Origin of the sequence: Porphyrobacter sp. MBR-155, assembly GCF_040547625.1 — a bacterium.
Taxonomy (GTDB): Bacteria; Pseudomonadota; Alphaproteobacteria; order Sphingomonadales; family Sphingomonadaceae; genus Erythrobacter.
On sequence record NZ_JBEPQB010000003.1, the window covers coordinates 59,034 to 75,739 of the forward strand.

General features: G+C 63.3%; 18 protein-coding genes, 1 tRNA gene and 1 pseudogene. 7 read left to right on the plus strand and 13 right to left on the minus strand.

Annotation, left to right across the window (positions count from 1 at the left end; translation table 11 throughout):
* Genes narI through ABIE62_RS03750 form a run of 4 tightly spaced genes read left to right on the plus strand, consistent with a single transcriptional unit; the run spans position 1 to position 3,063 of the window.
* On the plus strand, positions 1-702 hold the full coding sequence (gene narI / locus ABIE62_RS03735; protein WP_354323684.1) for a respiratory nitrate reductase subunit gamma: 702 nt from the start codon (positions 1-3) through the stop codon (positions 700-702).
* Positions 695-1,507 (plus strand): peptidylprolyl isomerase, encoded by an 813-nt coding sequence (locus ABIE62_RS03740; protein WP_354323685.1) that lies wholly within the window; start codon positions 695-697, stop codon positions 1,505-1,507. The genes narI and ABIE62_RS03740 overlap by 8 nt, the downstream gene beginning before the upstream one ends.
* Positions 1,504-2,520, plus strand: coding sequence for a GTP 3',8-cyclase MoaA (gene moaA, locus ABIE62_RS03745; RefSeq protein WP_354323686.1), 1,017 nt, complete (start codon positions 1,504-1,506; stop codon positions 2,518-2,520). Before ABIE62_RS03740 ends, moaA begins: the two co-directional genes overlap by 4 nt.
* 6 nt (positions 2,521-2,526) lie before the next feature.
* A complete protein-coding gene (locus ABIE62_RS03750) occupies positions 2,527-3,063 on the plus strand; it encodes a molybdenum cofactor synthesis domain-containing protein (RefSeq protein ID WP_354323688.1) in 537 nt (178 codons plus the stop codon).
* A 166-nt stretch (positions 3,064-3,229) separates the two neighbouring features.
* Here ABIE62_RS03750 and mobA read toward each other — a convergent pair whose 3' ends face one another.
* Positions 3,230-3,961, minus strand: a complete 732-nt coding sequence (gene mobA / locus ABIE62_RS03755) for a molybdenum cofactor guanylyltransferase (protein ID WP_354323690.1) — start codon at positions 3,959-3,961, stop codon at positions 3,230-3,232.
* 48 nt (positions 3,962-4,009) lie between these two features.
* Between mobA and ABIE62_RS03760 the strand changes: the two genes are divergently transcribed.
* Positions 4,010-5,221 carry an NnrS family protein gene (locus tag ABIE62_RS03760; protein ID WP_354323691.1) on the plus strand — a complete coding sequence of 404 codons (1,212 nt, stop codon included), beginning with the start codon at positions 4,010-4,012 and terminating at the stop codon, positions 5,219-5,221.
* A 186-nt stretch (positions 5,222-5,407) separates the two neighbouring features.
* Here ABIE62_RS03760 and ABIE62_RS03765 read toward each other — a convergent pair whose 3' ends face one another.
* From ABIE62_RS03765 to ABIE62_RS03795, 7 genes are all read right to left on the minus strand, one after another.
* Positions 5,408-5,749 carry a cupin domain-containing protein gene (locus ABIE62_RS03765; RefSeq protein ID WP_354323692.1) on the minus strand — a complete coding sequence of 114 codons (342 nt, stop codon included), beginning with the start codon at positions 5,747-5,749 and terminating at the stop codon, positions 5,408-5,410.
* Positions 5,750-5,796: 47 nt separating this feature from the next.
* Positions 5,797-6,255: an RrF2 family transcriptional regulator gene (locus ABIE62_RS03770; RefSeq protein ID WP_354323694.1), complete on the minus strand. Its 459-nt coding sequence runs from the start codon at positions 6,253-6,255 to the stop codon at positions 5,797-5,799.
* Positions 6,256-6,555: 300 nt separating this feature from the next.
* Positions 6,556-7,278: a superoxide dismutase gene (locus ABIE62_RS03775; protein ID WP_354323696.1), complete on the minus strand. Its 723-nt coding sequence runs from the start codon at positions 7,276-7,278 to the stop codon at positions 6,556-6,558.
* 10 nt (positions 7,279-7,288) lie between these two features.
* Positions 7,289-8,635: a chromate efflux transporter gene (gene chrA / locus ABIE62_RS03780; protein WP_354323698.1), complete on the minus strand. Its 1,347-nt coding sequence runs from the start codon at positions 8,633-8,635 to the stop codon at positions 7,289-7,291.
* Positions 8,636-8,809: 174 nt separating this feature from the next.
* Complete coding sequence (locus tag ABIE62_RS03785) at positions 8,810-9,160, minus strand: DUF3147 family protein (RefSeq protein ID WP_354323700.1); 351 nt, start codon at positions 9,158-9,160, stop codon at positions 8,810-8,812.
* Between the two features lie 12 nt (positions 9,161-9,172).
* Positions 9,173-9,721, minus strand: coding sequence for an efflux RND transporter permease subunit (locus tag ABIE62_RS03790; RefSeq protein ID WP_354323702.1), 549 nt, complete (start codon positions 9,719-9,721; stop codon positions 9,173-9,175).
* A 98-nt stretch (positions 9,722-9,819) separates the two neighbouring features.
* A tRNA-Trp gene (locus ABIE62_RS03795) sits at positions 9,820-9,895 on the minus strand.
* Between the two features lie 80 nt (positions 9,896-9,975).
* Between ABIE62_RS03795 and aat the strand changes: the two genes are divergently transcribed.
* A complete protein-coding gene (aat, locus tag ABIE62_RS03800; RefSeq protein WP_354323703.1) occupies positions 9,976-10,785 on the plus strand; it encodes a leucyl/phenylalanyl-tRNA--protein transferase in 810 nt (269 codons plus the stop codon).
* Positions 10,786-10,820: 35 nt separating this feature from the next.
* Here the strand turns inward: aat and ABIE62_RS03805 are convergent.
* The 4 genes and pseudogenes from ABIE62_RS03805 to ABIE62_RS03820 form a co-directional block, all read right to left on the minus strand.
* Positions 10,821-11,057 (minus strand): annotated as a pseudogene (locus ABIE62_RS03805) (DUF2155 domain-containing protein); the annotation flags it as partial.
* 182 nt (positions 11,058-11,239) lie between these two features.
* On the minus strand, positions 11,240-11,671 hold the full coding sequence (locus ABIE62_RS03810; RefSeq protein WP_354323705.1) for an NADH:ubiquinone oxidoreductase subunit NDUFA12: 432 nt from the start codon (positions 11,669-11,671) through the stop codon (positions 11,240-11,242).
* A gap of 187 nt (positions 11,672-11,858) precedes the next feature.
* Positions 11,859-12,395 (minus strand): DUF192 domain-containing protein, encoded by a 537-nt coding sequence (locus tag ABIE62_RS03815; protein WP_354323707.1) that lies wholly within the window; start codon positions 12,393-12,395, stop codon positions 11,859-11,861.
* Positions 12,389-13,054 carry a regulatory protein RecX gene (locus ABIE62_RS03820; protein WP_354323708.1) on the minus strand — a complete coding sequence of 222 codons (666 nt, stop codon included), beginning with the start codon at positions 13,052-13,054 and terminating at the stop codon, positions 12,389-12,391. Before ABIE62_RS03820 ends, ABIE62_RS03815 begins: the two co-directional genes overlap by 7 nt.
* Positions 13,055-13,198: 144 nt before the next feature.
* Between ABIE62_RS03820 and ABIE62_RS03825 the strand changes: the two genes are divergently transcribed.
* The gene (locus tag ABIE62_RS03825) at positions 13,199-14,932 is read left to right on the plus strand and encodes a fatty acyl-AMP ligase (protein ID WP_354323710.1); all 1,734 of its coding nucleotides are present in this window, start codon (positions 13,199-13,201) and stop codon (positions 14,930-14,932) included.
* Positions 14,933-14,936: 4 nt separating this feature from the next.
* On the opposite strand, the gene ABIE62_RS03830 is transcribed toward ABIE62_RS03825, so the two are convergent.
* Positions 14,937-16,511, minus strand: coding sequence for a TIGR00341 family protein (locus ABIE62_RS03830; RefSeq protein WP_354323711.1), 1,575 nt, complete (start codon positions 16,509-16,511; stop codon positions 14,937-14,939).
* Positions 16,512-16,706 lie beyond the last annotated feature (195 nt).

The window sequence follows — 16,706 nt, forward strand, 5'->3', positions numbered from 1 at the left end:
ATGGAAAATTTCATCAACCACCTGCTGTTCGGCATCTATCCCTACATCGCGCTGGCGGTGCTGGCGATTGGTTCGGTGATCCGGTTCGACCGCGAACCCTATAGCTGGCGTTCGGGTTCCAGCCAGCTCTTGCGGCGCAAACAGTTGATGTGGGGTTCAGTATTGTTCCATGTCGGCGTATTGTTTATTTTCTTCGGCCATCTCATCGGATTGCTGACCCCGATTGCGCTGTTCGATGCGCTGGGGATCAGCCACGGGGCCAAACAATTGCTGGCGATTATTGCGGGCGGCATTGCCGGGGTGGCGGCGATTATCGGCGCGAGCTTGCTGATCCACCGCCGCTTTTTCGATCCCCGCGTGCGCGCCAATTCCAGCTTCGCCGACAATGCGATCATTCTGATCCTGTGGGTGCAACTGGCACTGGGGTTGGCAACCGTGCCAATTTCGGCGGGCCATCTGGATGGGCACGAAATGGTCAAGTTCATGGCCTGGGCACAGGGCATTTTCACCTTTCAGGGTGATGCGGCGAGCCATGTTGCCAATGTCCATATCATCTTCAAACTGCACATTTTCCTCGGGCTGACGATCCTGCTGATCTTCCCCTTCACCCGGCTGGTGCACATGCTGTCTGCCCCGGTGCGTTATCTGTGGCGCGGCGGTTATCAGATCGTGCGTTCGCGCCGGAGCATCAGCCATGGATGAGGTGATCGAACGCGCCGCTGTGCAGGTTGGCGGGGTCGAAATCAGCCCCGCCGCCATCGCTGCCGAGGCGCAGAACCACCCCGCACCCGCCGCCGCCGCCGCATGGCAAGCCGCGGCCGAGGCGCTGGCGATCCGGCAATTGCTGCTGGCCGAGGCGGAGCGGTTGGCAATCGAAGCGGGGGATCGCTGCGATGCGCAGGGCCGCCCGCTCGCCCCCGATGATGCGCGGATCGATGCGCTGCTGACGCAGGAAATCACGGTGCCGCAGGCGACCACGGCTGAGGCGCGGCGGTTCTATGATCGTCACCGGGATCGCTTTGCCAGCGAAACGCTGATCGAGGCCGAACATATCCTGTTTTCGGCGAGCCCTGATGACAGCTTTGCCTATGGCCTTGCGGTGGGTGATGCGCGAACCGCGATACGCGCGGTGCAGGCCGATCCGGGGTGCTTTGCCGAGTTGGCTCGGGCCAAATCCGCCTGCCCATCGAAGGAGCAGGGCGGCAATCTCGGCCAGATTGGCAAGGGCCAGACCGTGGCCGAATTCGAAGCGGCGCTGTTCGCGCTGGCCGAAGGGCAATTGTGCGCCGAGCCAGTGCGCACCCGCTTTGGCGTGCACGTAATCCGCGCAGGGCGGCGGGCGGAAGGGCAGCAATTGCCATTTGCGGCGGTGGAAGAAACCATCCGCGATTATCTGGAGGAAGCCAGCTATCGCAAGGCGGTGGCGCAATATCTCGCGATCCTTGCCAGCCGCACCGCCATCACCGGGGTCGATCTGCCGATTGCCGACGGGCCGCTGGTGCAGTGACCATCGCCCGTTCCCCCGATATCCTGCCGCTCGCCGCACCCTTGCACGATGGCATCGGCCGCAGGTTCGAATATCTGCGCCTGTCGCTGACCGAGGTGTGCAATTTCCGCTGCACCTATTGCCTGCCCGATGGTTACCGCAAACCGTGCAACCGCCCGGTCGAACTGTCGGCCGATGAAATCCACCGGGCGGTGACAGCCTTCGCGCAATTGGGCCTGTGGAAGGTCAGGCTGACCGGCGGCGAGCCGAGCTTGCGGCGCGATTTCGAGGATGTGGCGCGCGCGGTCGCCGCGGTGCCGGGCATCCGCCGCGTGGCTGTGACTACCAATGGCTATCGCTTGGCGCAGCGGGCACAGGCGTGGCGCGATGCGGGGATCAGCGCGATCAACGTCAGCGTCGATTCGCTTGACCCGGCGCGCTTTGCCGCGATCACCGGGCACGACCGATTGGCCGAAGTGCTGCGCGGGATCGAGGCGGCGCGGGACGCCGGGTTTGACAGCGTCAAACTGAACGCGGTGCTGATGCGCGGGGTCAATGATGATGAGCTTGCCGCGATGGTCGATTTCGTGCGCGCCCGCGACCTTTCACTGCGCTTTATCGAGGTGATGCGCACCAATGATAACGCCGCGTTTTTCCGCGATCACCACATCGCCGGGCAAAGCGTGATTGATCGGTTGGAGGCGGCAGGCTGGCACCGCCTGCCCCGTGCGCCGGGGGCCGGGCCAGCGGTTGAGCTGGGGCACCCCGAAGCCAAGGGGCGGATCGGGATCATCGCGCCCTATGCAAAAGATTTCTGCGCCAGTTGCAACCGGCTGCGGCTGTCATCGGACGGGCGGCTGCATCTGTGCCTGTTCGGCGATGGCGGCAGCGATTTGCGCCCGCTGCTGTCCACCGATGATCCGCAGCCGTTGATTGCGCATATTCGCGGGCTTGTCGCAACCAAGGCTCCCGCACACCGGCTGCATGATGGTAATAGCGGGGCAACCCCGCATCTTGCATCAATAGGAGGCTAAGGCCCGATGGCTGGAATTGACACAGAGGCGATGTTTCACCCGCTCGGCATGGCGGTGCTGACCATTTCGGATAGCCGCAGTCTGGCAACCGATACCTCGGGCGCGCTGCTGTGCGATCGCTTGCAGGCTGCGGGGCACCGGCTGATCGACCGGGCGATTGTGAGGGATGAGATCGCTGATATCCGCGCGCAGTTGCAAGATTGGCTCTCGCGTCCGCAGATCGAAATTATCCTCACCACCGGCGGCACCGGCTTTTCTCCGCGCGACAACACCCCCGAAGCGGTCAAGCCGTTGCTGCGCCGCGAGATGGACGGATTTTCCGTCGCGTTCCACAACAAGAGCCTGACCAGCGTGGGCGTCGCCACCATGCAATCACGCGCCTTTGCCGGGCAGGCGGGCGATGCCTTTATCTTCTGCGTGCCGGGATCGACGGGGGCGTGCCGCGATGCGTGGGATGGATTGCTCGAACTGGAATTCGATAGCCGCCACAAGCCGTGCTCGATTGCGGGGGCACTGCCGCGCCTGCGGGATGTGTGTGCGTGATCACGCCCGTCGAGCCGGTGTGGCTTCGGCGGGCTCAGGGGAAATGGGACGAAGCGGGGCTTCTCCCACTCGGCATTCAGGAAGCGGCGCACAGGCTGCGCTGACCTGCGCCGACTGGCTGATCCCCGCCCGCCGAATGCTCCGGCCGAAGCGGAAGGCGCGTTCGTCAACGCCCTGGCGTTCGAGCTGTGGTGCTGAATTGCGTCGTGGACGCCGCAAGGTCAGCGGGATCGTTGATATTGGCGAAGGGATCGCATGCTTCGCCGGGGGGCCATTCGACATGGACCACACCTTGAGCAGCGGCAAAGCGCCACAGCGAAGCGCCTCCCTTCGCGACGTATTCCGCCAGCGCCGCCTCGTCGACCCGCCACAACGCCGCCAGCGGCTGATGCTTGCCACCGCTGACCGGCATCGCAACCTTGTGATCATTCAGCGCTTCATCCAGCCTCAGCACGAGATCGAGCGGCAGGAAGGGTTGATCGCAGCCGATCAGCATCACATGCGGACGGCCCTGCGCGGTAGCGAAGGCAAAGGCGCTGACAAGCGCGCTGATCGGCCCGCAACCCGGTCTGGCGTCGCGCAGCAGCGGCAAGCCAGCCGCCTCAGGCAAGATCGGTTCAATCTGAGCGGCATCCCGCACCGCCAGTGCCAGGCAGTCCGATTGCGGCAAAGCCCGCGCGATACTGTGCGCCAGCAGCGGCTTGTCGCCAAGCAATCGCATGGGTTTCTGGCCACCGATCCTGGCACCCTCCCCTCCTGCGGCGATAACAATCGCTGGAAGAAGTCTCGATTCCGATCGGATCACAGCGCTTTGTCCACTCCTGTACGGGGCCACCTCAACGATAAACGGGATTGCGGTCTTTGCAAACTTGATCACAGCAGATGCGATAATGGGCATATCATATACTTAATTTAACGACTAGGCTGGGTGCAAAGGAGACACGGCGTGACCGCAGCAACGACCACAATGGAGCGCCACCGCGCCTGGCGCGGCCCGGCAATCCTGAGTTTCGGATTTCGGCCATTCTTTCTGCTTGGGCCGCTGTGGGCAGCGCTGTCTATGATGCTCTGGATTCCCATGCTGGCGGGCCAGTTGACGCTGCCGACCCGCTTCGATCCCGTGACTTGGCACGCGCATGAATTCCTGTTCGGCTATCTTGGCGCGATCATTGCCGGCTTTCTGCTAACCGCCGTACCCAACTGGACTGGTCGGCTGCCGGTGACCGGCTGGCCGCTGGCGGGGTTGGCTGCACTGTGGCTCGCAGGACGGGTAACGATAGCCGTCTCGCAGAGCCTGCCCCCGCTGGCGGTGGCAGTGGTTGATCTGGCGCTGGTCGCCGCGCTCGCAATGTTTTTGGGCCGCGAGATCGTGGTGGGTAAAAACTGGCGCAATTTGCCGATCGTCGGTCTGCTGGTGCTATTCGGCTGCGCTAATGCATTGTTCCACTGGGAGGCAGCGAGCGGTGCCTACGCTGCGCAAGGTATGGGCCTGCGCCTTGGTCTGGCGGCGGTGCTGATGATGATCGCGGTGATTGGCGGGCGGATCGTTCCCTCCTTCACCCGTAACTGGCTGGCCAAACGTGGCCGGGGGCGACTGCCGACGCCGCCCATGCAGCTGTTTGACCAAGTTGCTCTTGGGCTGCTTCTGGCCGCGCTGCTTGCTTGGGTGTTCGCTCCGTTTGCAACGGTAACAGGCCTTGCGCTGGGGCTGGCGGGGCTTGTGCATTTGGTCCGCATGGCACGCTGGGCGGGGGATCGCACCTTCGCCGAGCCGCTCGTGCTGGTATTGCATCTTGGCTATGTGTTTGTTCCCCTTGGTGCGCTGGCGGGGGCGGCGGAGATCCTTGGTAGTGGCTGGGTTGGCGCCGGGAGTGCGCAACATCTGTGGATGGCGGGGGGCATCGGGTTGATGACGATGGCGGTAATGACCCGCGCGACCCTAGGCCATACGGGGCGCGAATTGACCGCAGGTCGTGGGACAATGGCGATCTATGCGGCGGTGATTCTTGCCGTGCTGGCGCGGATTGCAGCTGGCGCGTGGCCGGAATGGGCAGGCGTGCTGCACGGTCTGTCGGGTGCAAGCTGGATTGCCGCTTTTGCGGGTTTCGCCGCGCTCTACGGTCCGATGCTGCTGAGGTCCCGGCACTCAGCGGTCTGAGCCATGGGCTGGGCCGGTTCATCGCCGCGCTAGTCGTGTTCCTGCTCGCGCACGCAGTGCCGGTGCGCCCGCCGATCCAGCCATGGCTCGTGGGTTTGCTGGGGCAGCGCAGATCACCATCACCTACGCGATAATGGTGGTGCTGGCGCATCAGACCATTCACGCCGGGGCGATCACACCCTCAGACTAGGCATTCGTCGCAATCGGCAGCATTATGGTCATCAGCAACACGGTGTCGTCCACGGCCTCGATGCCATGGACAGTGCGTTCATCGAAATACACCCATTGATCGGCATGCAGCGTCAGCGTCCGGTCGGTCAGCTTCACTGCCACCGCGCCTGAGAGGCAATGGAGCGTAATCTGAGAGGCCACATGGTGGTCCGGGATAGTCGCCCCCCGCGCCAGAACGAGGCGGATGGCTTCGAACCGGTCGGTCTTGACGATCGCTCTGGTGCCAGGCTTGTCAGCGGAATGCACAATGTGGCCAAGATCGATCACGTCTGCCGGGCTGGCATGATGCAGGGCCATGGGGTGGTCTCCTTCTCGCTTTTGCGCTGGTTGTGGCGGGATCAGGGCTAACTTAACTGCGGTTCGTGCTGCGGCTCAGGCTCACGCATCAGGCGGTCGCGGAACTGCTCGGGATCGGGGATAAGCTCGCTAATGCGGCGCTGATCGAGCCGGGCGAGAAAATCTTCCACGGCCTCGCTCAGCAACGGCTTGAGACCGCACAGGCCATTGATCGCGCACCCCGACCCGGTCGCAAAGCATGAAACAAAGGCATCGAGGTTCTCGAACCGACGCACCACCTCGCCAACCGTAATGGTGTGTGCCGGGCGCGCCAGCCGCATTCCGCCGCCCCGGCCGCGGAAAGTCTCGATCAGTCCTGCAGACTGCAATCCTTGCACGACCTTGGCGAGGTGGTTGCGCGAAATCCGGAACTGCTGCGCGATGTCGTCAACCGATAAGTGCCTGTCGGCGGCCGACAGGGTCATTAGCACTCGCAGTGCGTAGTCGGTGTGGAGGCTGAGCTGCATGGAAATACACATATCAAATATTGTATTTCCGGACAACGCGGTTTAACCGGTATGTGATATACTTGTTATCGAGAGCCAAATGATCAATGCCGCGTCCGTTCCGGCTGAGATTGAGTGCCATCCCGAGGCGGTGAGACGCGGGTCTGAAAAGCGACTGGTGCTGCCCGCGCTCTATCTCAAGGTCACGTGCGATGGCTGGGGCGTGAAGCGGCCTGTGTGGCGGCGCTCGCCATCGGCTGCACGCTGACGGTGACGCTCTATCTGGCGATGGTCTGGACGCTGGGCCAGTTCGGCGTGAGGCTATGACAGCGCGCTTCGATACTGCGCGTCCACCACCTCCCAATCGAGATTGGCCATGAAGGCATCGACATACTTCGCGGTCGCCGCCCCGTAATCCATGTGATAGCTGTGTTCATACATGTCGAGCGCGATCAGCGGGGCGCCATTGATGGCACCTTGCATGTGATCCGAAGCCCAGTAATTGTGCAGCGAGGCGGTGTGCCGGTTGTAGCTGAGGATGCACCAGCCTGACCCCCCTGCCAGTGACATCGCGGTGCGGCGAAACTCCGCCTCCCACGCGGCAAAGCTGCCGAACCATCCGTCCAGCGTTTCGTAGATCGAACCGCCCGGATTGCCGTTGCCGCCCAGAGCATCGAAGTAATATTCATGCAGCACCACCGATCCGGTGCGGTGCAGCTCCTCGCGCTTCAGCCCGGCATAGGCGACCGGCGGAAAATCGGGGTCTGCCATCGCGGCGGCAAGCCGGGTTTCAATGGTGTTGAGCCCGCGCACCGAGCCTTGATAATTGTTCTCCCAGTGCGAAGTGATCAGCCGCTCGGACAGGCCGGTCAGTTTGGCAGGATCAAACCGTAGCGGCTTGGGGGTATGGTTCCCCGCAAAAGCACCGGCGGCGGCTGTAGGGGTTTGCGCAGCCGCAGCGGCGCTGGTGGTTCCCGCCAGTGCGATGCCGGTGGCCGAGATTGCCGCGCTGCCAATCGCCTGACGCCGTGTGACATTGTTCATGTGTTTCTCCTCAGATCACCAGAACCAGTACCGCGCCGCCAACCGCCGCGACGGCCAGGACCCTGAGCACCGACCAATTGGCGCCAAATATCAATGCACCGCACAATACGGCCAGCACACCAGCGCGCCAGTCGAAACTGACAAGATCGGGCCAGTAGAGCCGCAACGGGCCAAACCGCTGTTCACCCACTGCGGCGAACAGCACGTGCAGCCCAAACCACGCGGTGAGATTGGCGATCACGCCGACCACAGCCGCCGTCACCGCCGCCAACCCGCCTTTCAGCCGCACGGCATTGCCCAGTCGGTCGATCCACGGCGCAAAGGCGAAAATCCAGAGGAAGCAAGGCGCAAACGTTACCCACGTCGTCAATGCCGCACCGATCAGTCCGGCGACCATCGGTGAAAACGGCTCCGGCGCGCGGAATGCGGCGAGGTAGCCGACAAATTGGGTGACCAGGATAAGCGGGCCGGGGGTTGTTTCGGCCAAACCAAGACCATCGGCCATTTCGCCCGGACGCAGCCAGCCAAACCCCTGCACGGCTTCCTGCGCCATATAGGCGAGCACCGCATAGGCCCCGCCAAAGGTGACGATGGCGAGCTGCGAGAAGAACGCGCCGATTTCCCACAGCACATGATCCTGCCCCAGCGTCAGCGCGATCACCACCATCGGCGCGGCCCATACCGTGCCCCACAGGGCAATCGACAGGAACGTGCTGCGCCACGGCCGCGCTGTCACTGCGCCGCTCCCGCTCGAAGGCTTGAGCGCCAGCAGGTCGGGTCGAACCGCTGCCACCGCAATGCCGATCACGCCTGCGCCCAGCACGATCAGCGGAAACGGCAGATCGAGCAGAAACAGCCCCACAAATGCCGCAACCGCCAGCGCGCGTTTCAGCCCGGTGTCGAGCGCACGGCCGGCAATGCGCAACAAGGCCTGCACCACAATCGCCAGCACGGCCGCCTTGACACCGAGAAACAGCGCTTCGACCCAAGCCAGATTGGCGGCGACTGCATAAAGTATCGACAAAGCCAGAATGATCACCGCCCCGGGGATGACGAACAGCAATCCCCCCGCAAGGCCCCCGCGCCAACCATGCAGCCGCCAGCCCGTCCAAGTCGCCAGTTGCTGGGCTTCGGGGCCGGGCAGGAGATGGCAGAAATTGAGCGCGTGGAGGAAGTCTTCTTCAGCAATCCATTTGCGTTCGTCCACCAATTCGCGGTGCATCAGCGCGATCTGCCCGGCAGGCCCGCCAAAGCTGAGGAAGCCGATACGGGCGAACACCCGCAGCAGATCGGCGAAAGGAATTGCAGGAGTTTGTTCTGGAGGGGTAGTAATCGGGAGAGCGCCCAAATCAGCCATGCTTACCTCGCAAAAAAGCCCTGCACGGTGGCGGGGCAACGAGGCAACACTTGGGCTTGTCTCAGCCTGAACGGGAGGTTGCGTGACCCCGTTATGACATCATCTAACTAGAGGTTTTGTCCAGATCAAGCGGAATGGCAATCCGCTGGATCCCCGATCCCCGCACGCCCACAGCTACAATTCGACGCCGAACTGCCGTAGCGCTGCGACCATCGCCAGATAGAGTGCGATGGTCAGACCGCAGCCTGCCGCCAGCGCAGGCCAGAAGCCGATGCCACGATGGAGCATGACCGGGATCAACAGGAACATCGGCAGGCTGGGCAGTACGAACCAGAAGGTCGCCAGCGCATGATCGGCCATGCGCACAGTGTCCTGCGTGTCGCGCCACAGCCAGATCATCCCCAGCACCGAAATGAGCGGGAGCGACGCTACCAGAGCGCCGATACCGGGCGCACGTCGGGCAATATCGCTGACGATGGCGATGATCAAGCCAGACAGCGCCGCCTTGAACAGCAGGTATCCCATGCGCTTCTCCCTTCAGGCAGCGGCGGCATCGGCTTGCGAGTCGAGCGCCGTACCACTTCGGTAACGCTGCCAGCGCGCGCACAGACTGGCAATGCCCCAGCCATCGCGCGTCACCTTAAGATAGATCGCGGCCACCACCAGCATATTGAGCACGGTTGAACTGGTCAGCCCGCACAGGATCACGATCGCCATCGGAGCCTGAATCTCACTACCCGGCTCGCCCATTGCAAACGCCAGCGGCAGGTTGATCATCACCAGCACCGCATCATTGGACGAACGGAACGCCTGCCGCAGCAGCAGGAACATGCCCACCAGCACAATGAAGCCGAGCGCCAGCAGCGTCCGGGTCGCGCTCGCCGCGCTTTCGAACTGACCGCTCAGTTCAATATGTGCGCCTTGCGGTAGCACAATTTCGTCAAGCACCTGTTCGATATCGGCCACCACCGCGCCCAGATCGCGGCCCGAGACATTGGCCATCACCAGTTGCATCCGCTCTGCGCTTTCGCGGGTGATCGCGTCCGGCCCCTGCTGGTGCTGGTGCTGTGCGCTTGCGGCGGACAACCGATCAAGATCGACAGCCCGAAGAATACAGCGAAAATGGGGTTTTGACTCGCAAGGAAACGCAAATCTTTTCAGCGCCTTACATTACCTTGCAGTAATGGCAGGGGTGTGCGGACTCGAACCGCAGGCCCTCGGTTTTGGAGACCGATGCTCTACCAACTGAGCTACACCCCTGCAGCGCGTCGGAGCGGTGCCTTTATCGAAGGCGCGGGGGATAGGCAATCCTCTTTGCCGCCTGTATTCTGCGCCCCGCCATGCACGCCCCCACCCGCTCTCCGATCCCGGTTGAAACCCTGCTGCTGGCCTATCGCAGCGGGATTTTCCCGATGGCTGACCACCGCGATGATGCCGAGGTGTTCTGGGTGGAGCCGCGCGAACGGGCGATCATCCCGCTGGACGGGCTGCGCCTATCGAAATCCTTGCGCAAGGTGCTGCGCGCCGACCGCTTCACAGTAACGGTCGACCGCGCGTTCGAAGCGGTGATCCGCGCCTGCGCTGAGCCGCGCCCCGATCATCCCGAAACCTGGATCAGCGAACGCATCGTGCAAAGCTATATCGCGCTACACCGCGCGGGCCATGCCCATTCGGTCGAATGCTGGGCCGCCGGCGGCGATGGCGCGCCGGAACTGGTCGGCGGGCTGTATGGCGTGTCGTTCGACCGGGTGTTCTGCGGGGAGAGTATGTTCAGCCGGGTGCCCGATGCCAGCAAGGTCGCGCTGGCGTGGCTGGTGGCGATGCTGCGCACGGCGGGGTTTGCGCTCCTCGATTGCCAGTTCATGACCGACCATCTGCGATCAATGGGCGCGGTGGAACTGGCGCAGGCCGATTATCGCTTGCTGGTTGAACGCGCCAATGGCCAGCCACACGCCAGCCTTGGCATGGCGTGGCGCACCTTCAACGAATCCTATGCATCGGGTTCCGGAGCGGGTTCCGGCGCTGGTGTCTCGGGCGCAGGCGTTGCCGACGGGCGCGGCGCGGGCTTGGCCGCAGGCTCCTTGGCAGGCGCGGCAGAACCTTCCTCTCCCGGGAAAGCCATCGTGCAATCCTTGACCCAGACATCATAGATCGGGTGTTCGACCACGTTGAGACTGGGCGATTCGCGAAACAGCCAGCCTGAGAAGATCCGGCGATGCTGCTGCGCCCCGCGTTCGCGAATATCAACCTGCACGAAAGCGCCGGTTTCCTGCGGCATTTCCCAAGGCGCGGTGCGCTCACACGCGGACAGGCGGATGATGACCGGGCCGATTTCGCGGCTTTCACCGGGCCTGAGGCTGATGTCCTCAGAAACATTATTGCGTTTGTTGAGCAGTCCGATCACCGCGACGCGTTCTGCCATCGGGGTCGCGCCGTAATCATCGGCCGCAGCAGCATCAGCCGCCGCGTCAGTTGCCGCAGCAGACGTTGCCTCACCCAGCGCAACTTTTACCGTCTCGGGTTCAGACGCCCCTTCGCCGCACGCCGTCAGCACCAATGCGCAGGCGAGCAGCGCGGCAAGGATGGAGGCCCGCACGGCGAGCCTCAGCTATCCGCGCTGCCGGGCGTCCAGGCTTCGTAATCGCCCATCGCGCGGACGCGCTGACCGCCGCGTTGCAGCGCGCCTTGCGGGACATAGGCCTGCGCGGTGCCGGTGGCGTTGGGGGTGTAATCGACCTCCCACACGCGCGGCGGCGGCAGGTGGCTTTCGGGGACGTCATCATAGGTGCCGTGCAGCCAGCCGTGCCATTCCGCCGGAACGCGGCTGGCATCATTGGGGCCGGAATAGATCACCCAGCGTTTTTCGCGGCTGGTGTATGATCCGTCCGCCGGGCCGTTCGCTTTGGGCTGCGCGCGGTAATATTTGTTGCCCGCCCCATCGGTGCCGACATGCTCGCCGCCAGCGCGGCTGGCCCAAAGGTGGGTGCCCAGCGTCGCGCCGTCCCACCAGGTGAATATCTTTCCAAGGATTCCCATATCCGCGCGCCTAGCCGAATTGGATCACAGCGCCAAGATGCGATCGTCAGTGTGGGCGCGAGTCTTTGGTTTGTGCACCCGCCTCCGCGGGTGCGATATCCTCGCGCCTGCGGCGCTGCGGGCGGCCGGTCGGCCTTGCGGCCTGTCCTTTGGCAGGCCGTTTCAGCGCTTCCAGCGGGCGAGGGATTTAATCCTCCATTTCCCACATCACCCGATCCCCCGGCACGATCCCCAGTTCCGCCGCGCGGCCCGCGCGCAGTTCCAGCACCGCAATCGCAAAGCCCGAAGACGTCACCGAATCGAGCGAATAGGGCACGGTGTTGGCGGCGATATTGCTGATCCGCCCGTCGGCACCGACAAAGATGATGTCGAGCGACAGCGGGGTGTTCTTCATCCAGAAACTGCTCGGTTCGGGCGCGGCTGAGGGAAACAGCATCCCTTCATTATCGCCCAGCGCTGTGCGGAACATCAGCCCCTTGGCCTGCGCCTGCGGGTTGGCGGCCAGTTCAACCTTGAACGGCAGGCGCTTGTCGCCGCGCTCCACCACCAGATCGATCACCTCCAGCCCCGAAACCGGGTGACGGGCAACCTCTGCGCTGACTGCGGATGCGGATGCGGATGCTTGCGCCCGCGCGGTGGCGCCTTCGCCCGGCGAACACGCCGCCAACGCCGCGCCCGACATCGCCAATGTCGCCATTCCAGCTGCCAGCCATTGCTTTACCATGATCCGTCCGCCTGTTCTTCGTCGGCTGCTTCGTCCAGCCATTGTTCGATATCTCCGACGCTGTTCGCGCCGAGAATGTATTTCACGTGATCATACTGGTGGCCTGCGCGCAGCATTGCTGCAACGGCTTTTTCATGCGCCTTGCGCCGCGCCAGCGGATCATCGCCTGCCGCGCCCGTTACGCCCCATGGGCCAAGCCGCTTTTTCTGTGCCATCAGCGCAGCAGCGCGGCAGCTGGCGGCCTCGCCCGGTGCGTGGGATTGGCGAATCGTCTCATCCACGCCGGCCGCCCACAAGGTCTGTTCGATCCGCCGTCCGCCGTAACCGCGCGCGCCCAGATCGCGTGCGCGCATCCGGGCATAGGCATCATCATCGACATAGCCGAGTTCCACCAGCCGGGCGACGAGCGCCGGAATATCGATCTGCGCGCTTCGCCCATCGGCATCCTCAGCCACCCCGCGCTCCTTCAATTTGCGCGCGAGGTATCCTTCCAGCCGCGCCCCGGTGGTGGCAAACCGGGCGGCGTAATGCAGCGCAAGATCGCGCAACGCACGTTCGTCCAGCGGCGGCTTTGGCCGCTTCCTTTCCGGGTATTTCCGCCCGGAATCCTCCCCGGTATCACGACCGGGCGATGACGAATTCGCTTTACGTGAAACCATTTCGCCTTATTCGTGCCACCTTCCAGATTAAATGCGATAGCATTGGAGCGAGCCTGACTATGACTGGCTCACGGGGGTTACGCTAGAGCGCGAGCGGGAGAACGCCATGAAAAGCGCCGCAACTTACGGGTATCGCTGAGAAATATGACCGACGCCGTATTAACGCCGACGCCGAATGATTGCGACCTGCCGCGAATCCGTGCGCAGTTTGCAACCTTCAATGATGCGATCGACTATGCCGCACAAAGCCGCAAGGGGCTTAATTTTCACGATATGCGCGGCGAATTGGATCGCGTTTACCCCTATGCCGAAATGCGCGATGATGCGCTGGTGATGGCGCGCCGCCTGATCGCGGCGGGGATTGGCAAGCAGGACCGGGTCGCCTTGATCGCCGAAACCGGGGCGGATTTTGCCGCGCTGTTCTGCGCCTGCATCTATGCCGGAGCATGGCCGGTGCCATTGCCGCTGCCGACCACCTTCGGCGGCAAGGAAAGCTATATCGATCAGCTCGCGATCCAGCTGCAAAGCGCGGATCCCAAGATCCTGCTCTATCCCGAAGAAATCGGTGAAATGGCCGCTGCTGCCGCTGCGCGGCAGGGCTGCGAATCGACCAGCTGGCAGGATTTCAGTCAGCGCCCCGCGCCCGATTGCATCATGCCCGAAGCCAGCCCGGACGATATCTGCTACCTGCAATACTCCTCCGGCTCGACCCGGTTCCCGACCGGGGTGGCAGTCACCCACAAGGCGTTGCTGCACAATCTGTATGGCCATGCCGAGATGATGAATCTGGGCGGCAATGATCGCTGCGTCAGCTGGCTGCCGTGGTATCACGACATGGGGCTGGTGGGGTGCTTCCTGTCGCTGATCGCCAATCAGGTTTCGGCCGATTATTTGAAACCCGATGCCTTTGCCCGCCGTCCGCTGGCGTGGCTCGACATGATCAGCCGCAATCCGGGCAACACCTTGTCCTATTCGCCGACCTTCGGTTACGACATTTGTGCCCGCCGCATATCCAGCCAGTCGAACGTCGCGGAACGGTTCGACCTGTCGCGCTGGCGCGTGGCGGGCAATGGCGCTGACATGATCCGTCCGGATGTGATGCAAAGCTTCGTCAACGCCTTCGCCGGCGCTGGTTTCAAGGCTTCGGCCTTCACCCCGTCCTATGGCCTGGCCGAAGCCGTGCTGGCGGTAACGGTCATGCCGCCGGGCGAAGGCATCCGCGTCGAATTGGTCGAAGAAGAACGCCTGTCGGGCACCCCGCGCGATATTTCGCGCCCGGCCCGCTACCGCGCAATCGTCAATTGCGGCAAACCGCTGCCCGATATGGAAGTGGCAATCCGGGGTGAGGACGGCCACAGCCGCAGCGATCACCAGATCGGCAAGGTGTGGTGCCGCGGCCCAAGCGTGATGCATTCCTATTTCCGCAATGAAGAAGCGACTGCGGATTGCCTGGTCGACGGTTGGCTGGACACCGGGGACATGGGCTACACCGCCAATGGCTATCTGTTCATCGTCGGCCGGGCGAAGGACATGATCATCATCAACGGCAAGAACCACTGGCCGCAGGATATCGAATGGGCAGTAGAACAGCTGCCCGGCTTCAACCACGGTGACATCGCGGCCTTTTCGATCGAGATGGAAAACGGCGAGGAAGCCCCTGCCGTGTTGGTGCACTGCCGGGTGGCTGATCCGATCGAACGGATCAGACTGCGCGAACAGATCGCCGACAAGGTGCGTTCGGTGACGGGCATGAGCTGCATCGTCGAACTCGTCCCGCCGCGCACCCTGCCGCGCACGTCTTCGGGCAAGCTATCGCGCGCCAAGGCCAAGAAACTGTATCTCGCCGGCGAAATCGTGCCGATTCAGCTGGCGGCGTAAGGCTCTACTCGGCATCCTCAACCCAGCTGGCCCGCAATGGGCCTGCGGCAGAACGCAGCCGGACTTGCACCCCATTTTCGCGCAAGCTTTTGGCGGCCTGTTCGCCCTGCTCCGAATCGCCGGTCAGCACCACGGCGCGATCCAGTCGCTTGGCAGCCCAGCCGATCACCGCGAGCGCCCTCGCCCCCTCAGCGCTTGGCCCGTCATCCCCAAAAGCAATCGCCGCTGGCAATGCGCCCGAAGGCGGGATCAGCTCGATGGTCCACTCCGGCTCGGTCGCGGCAATCCGCGCCTCCAGTGTGCGATAGGCCGCAAGGCCGGCACTATCGAGCCGCTTGGCCCGCACCAGCGCGCGGCGGCGGTTGCGGTCGATCAGCACGTCTGTTTCGGGCACACCTGCCGCCAGCGACAACCGGGTCGTGAGCGCCTGCACCCGCGCCGAGGCGGCGGCGGCTTCGCGTTCGCGCGTCGCCGATAGCTGCGCGCGCTGGGCCGCGCCCGCACCGGTTTCGGTCTGGGTCTGGGTCAGTGTCAGTTCGACCGGCCTGCCCAACCGGGTTTCCAGCGCGCGGGCGATTTCGGTTTCAGCATCGGGGCGGATGACCGGGGTGAACATGATCGCGCTCACCGCAACCGGTTTGGCGGAAAAATTGATCTCCAGCGCGTCAAGCTGTGCTGGCCGGGCAAACCTTTCGGTTATGGCATCGCGCGCAATCCGCTGGGCATTGGTTTCCCACGCGATCTGCTGGAGCGAGAAAGCAAGCGGCACCGCCAGCGCCACGAACACCGTGATCAAGGCGATGTTCTGAAAGATGGTGTTGCGCGCGCTTAATGAGGTACGAAAACCATACAATTTAGCCATCGCGAAGGCCGTCAGCGCAATTGTCAGGAAGTTGGTGACGAACAACAGTAGGGAACCTGAAAACACCGTCCAGTTGAAGGTCGCAAGGCCAAAGCCGACCACCGCCAGCGGCGGCATCAACGCGGTGGCGATGGCCACGCCGACAATCGTGCCTTCGCGCCCGCGGATCATCGCATAAGCCCCAGCGAGCGCCGAAAACAGCGCCACGAACAGATCGAACAGGTTGGGCCGCGTGCGCGCCGCGATTTCGCTGGTGATTGTCTGGATCGGGGAGAAAAACACCAACGCCGCACACAGCAGCACTGCCAGCGCGCTGCCGATCAGCAGGGTGCGCCCCGATTGTTTCAGCCAGTCCCAATCGCCGATTGCCAGTGCAAAGCCCAGCCCCATGATCGGCCCCATCAAAGGCGACAGCAACATCGCCCCGATCACCACTGCAGGCGATGACAGCAGCAGTCCGAGCACCGCGATCCCACCGCTCATCGCGGTCATGAACAGGTATCTTTCGGACAGCGCGCAATCCTCGCGCCGCCGCACGATCACCTCGGCCTGATCGATCTGGCCGATGACATGCACCGTCCACCATTCCCGCACCCCGTCCAGCAAGCTGGCCAGCACTGCGGCTAAGTTTGTGGGCGTAGGTGCCGACGGAGTGGTGGCAGAATCAGCCTTGGCTTCAGCCACAGGCAAAGCGGCAGAACCGGCGGTGTCGTTCATCAGAAGGCCTCTGGCAAAAGCATCATATTGCGCGCGATAGCCCGCCATCGGGGAAATTGCCAAGCAAAGACCGCGCAAACGCATGGCATGATGGACGCAAGCCCCCTTTCAGGCTTACCATACACGCGCGCTTGAAAGGTGTGTTTTAGATCACTAATACAGTGGGGCATGAGCCCGCGCCCGGCGACGCGCGTT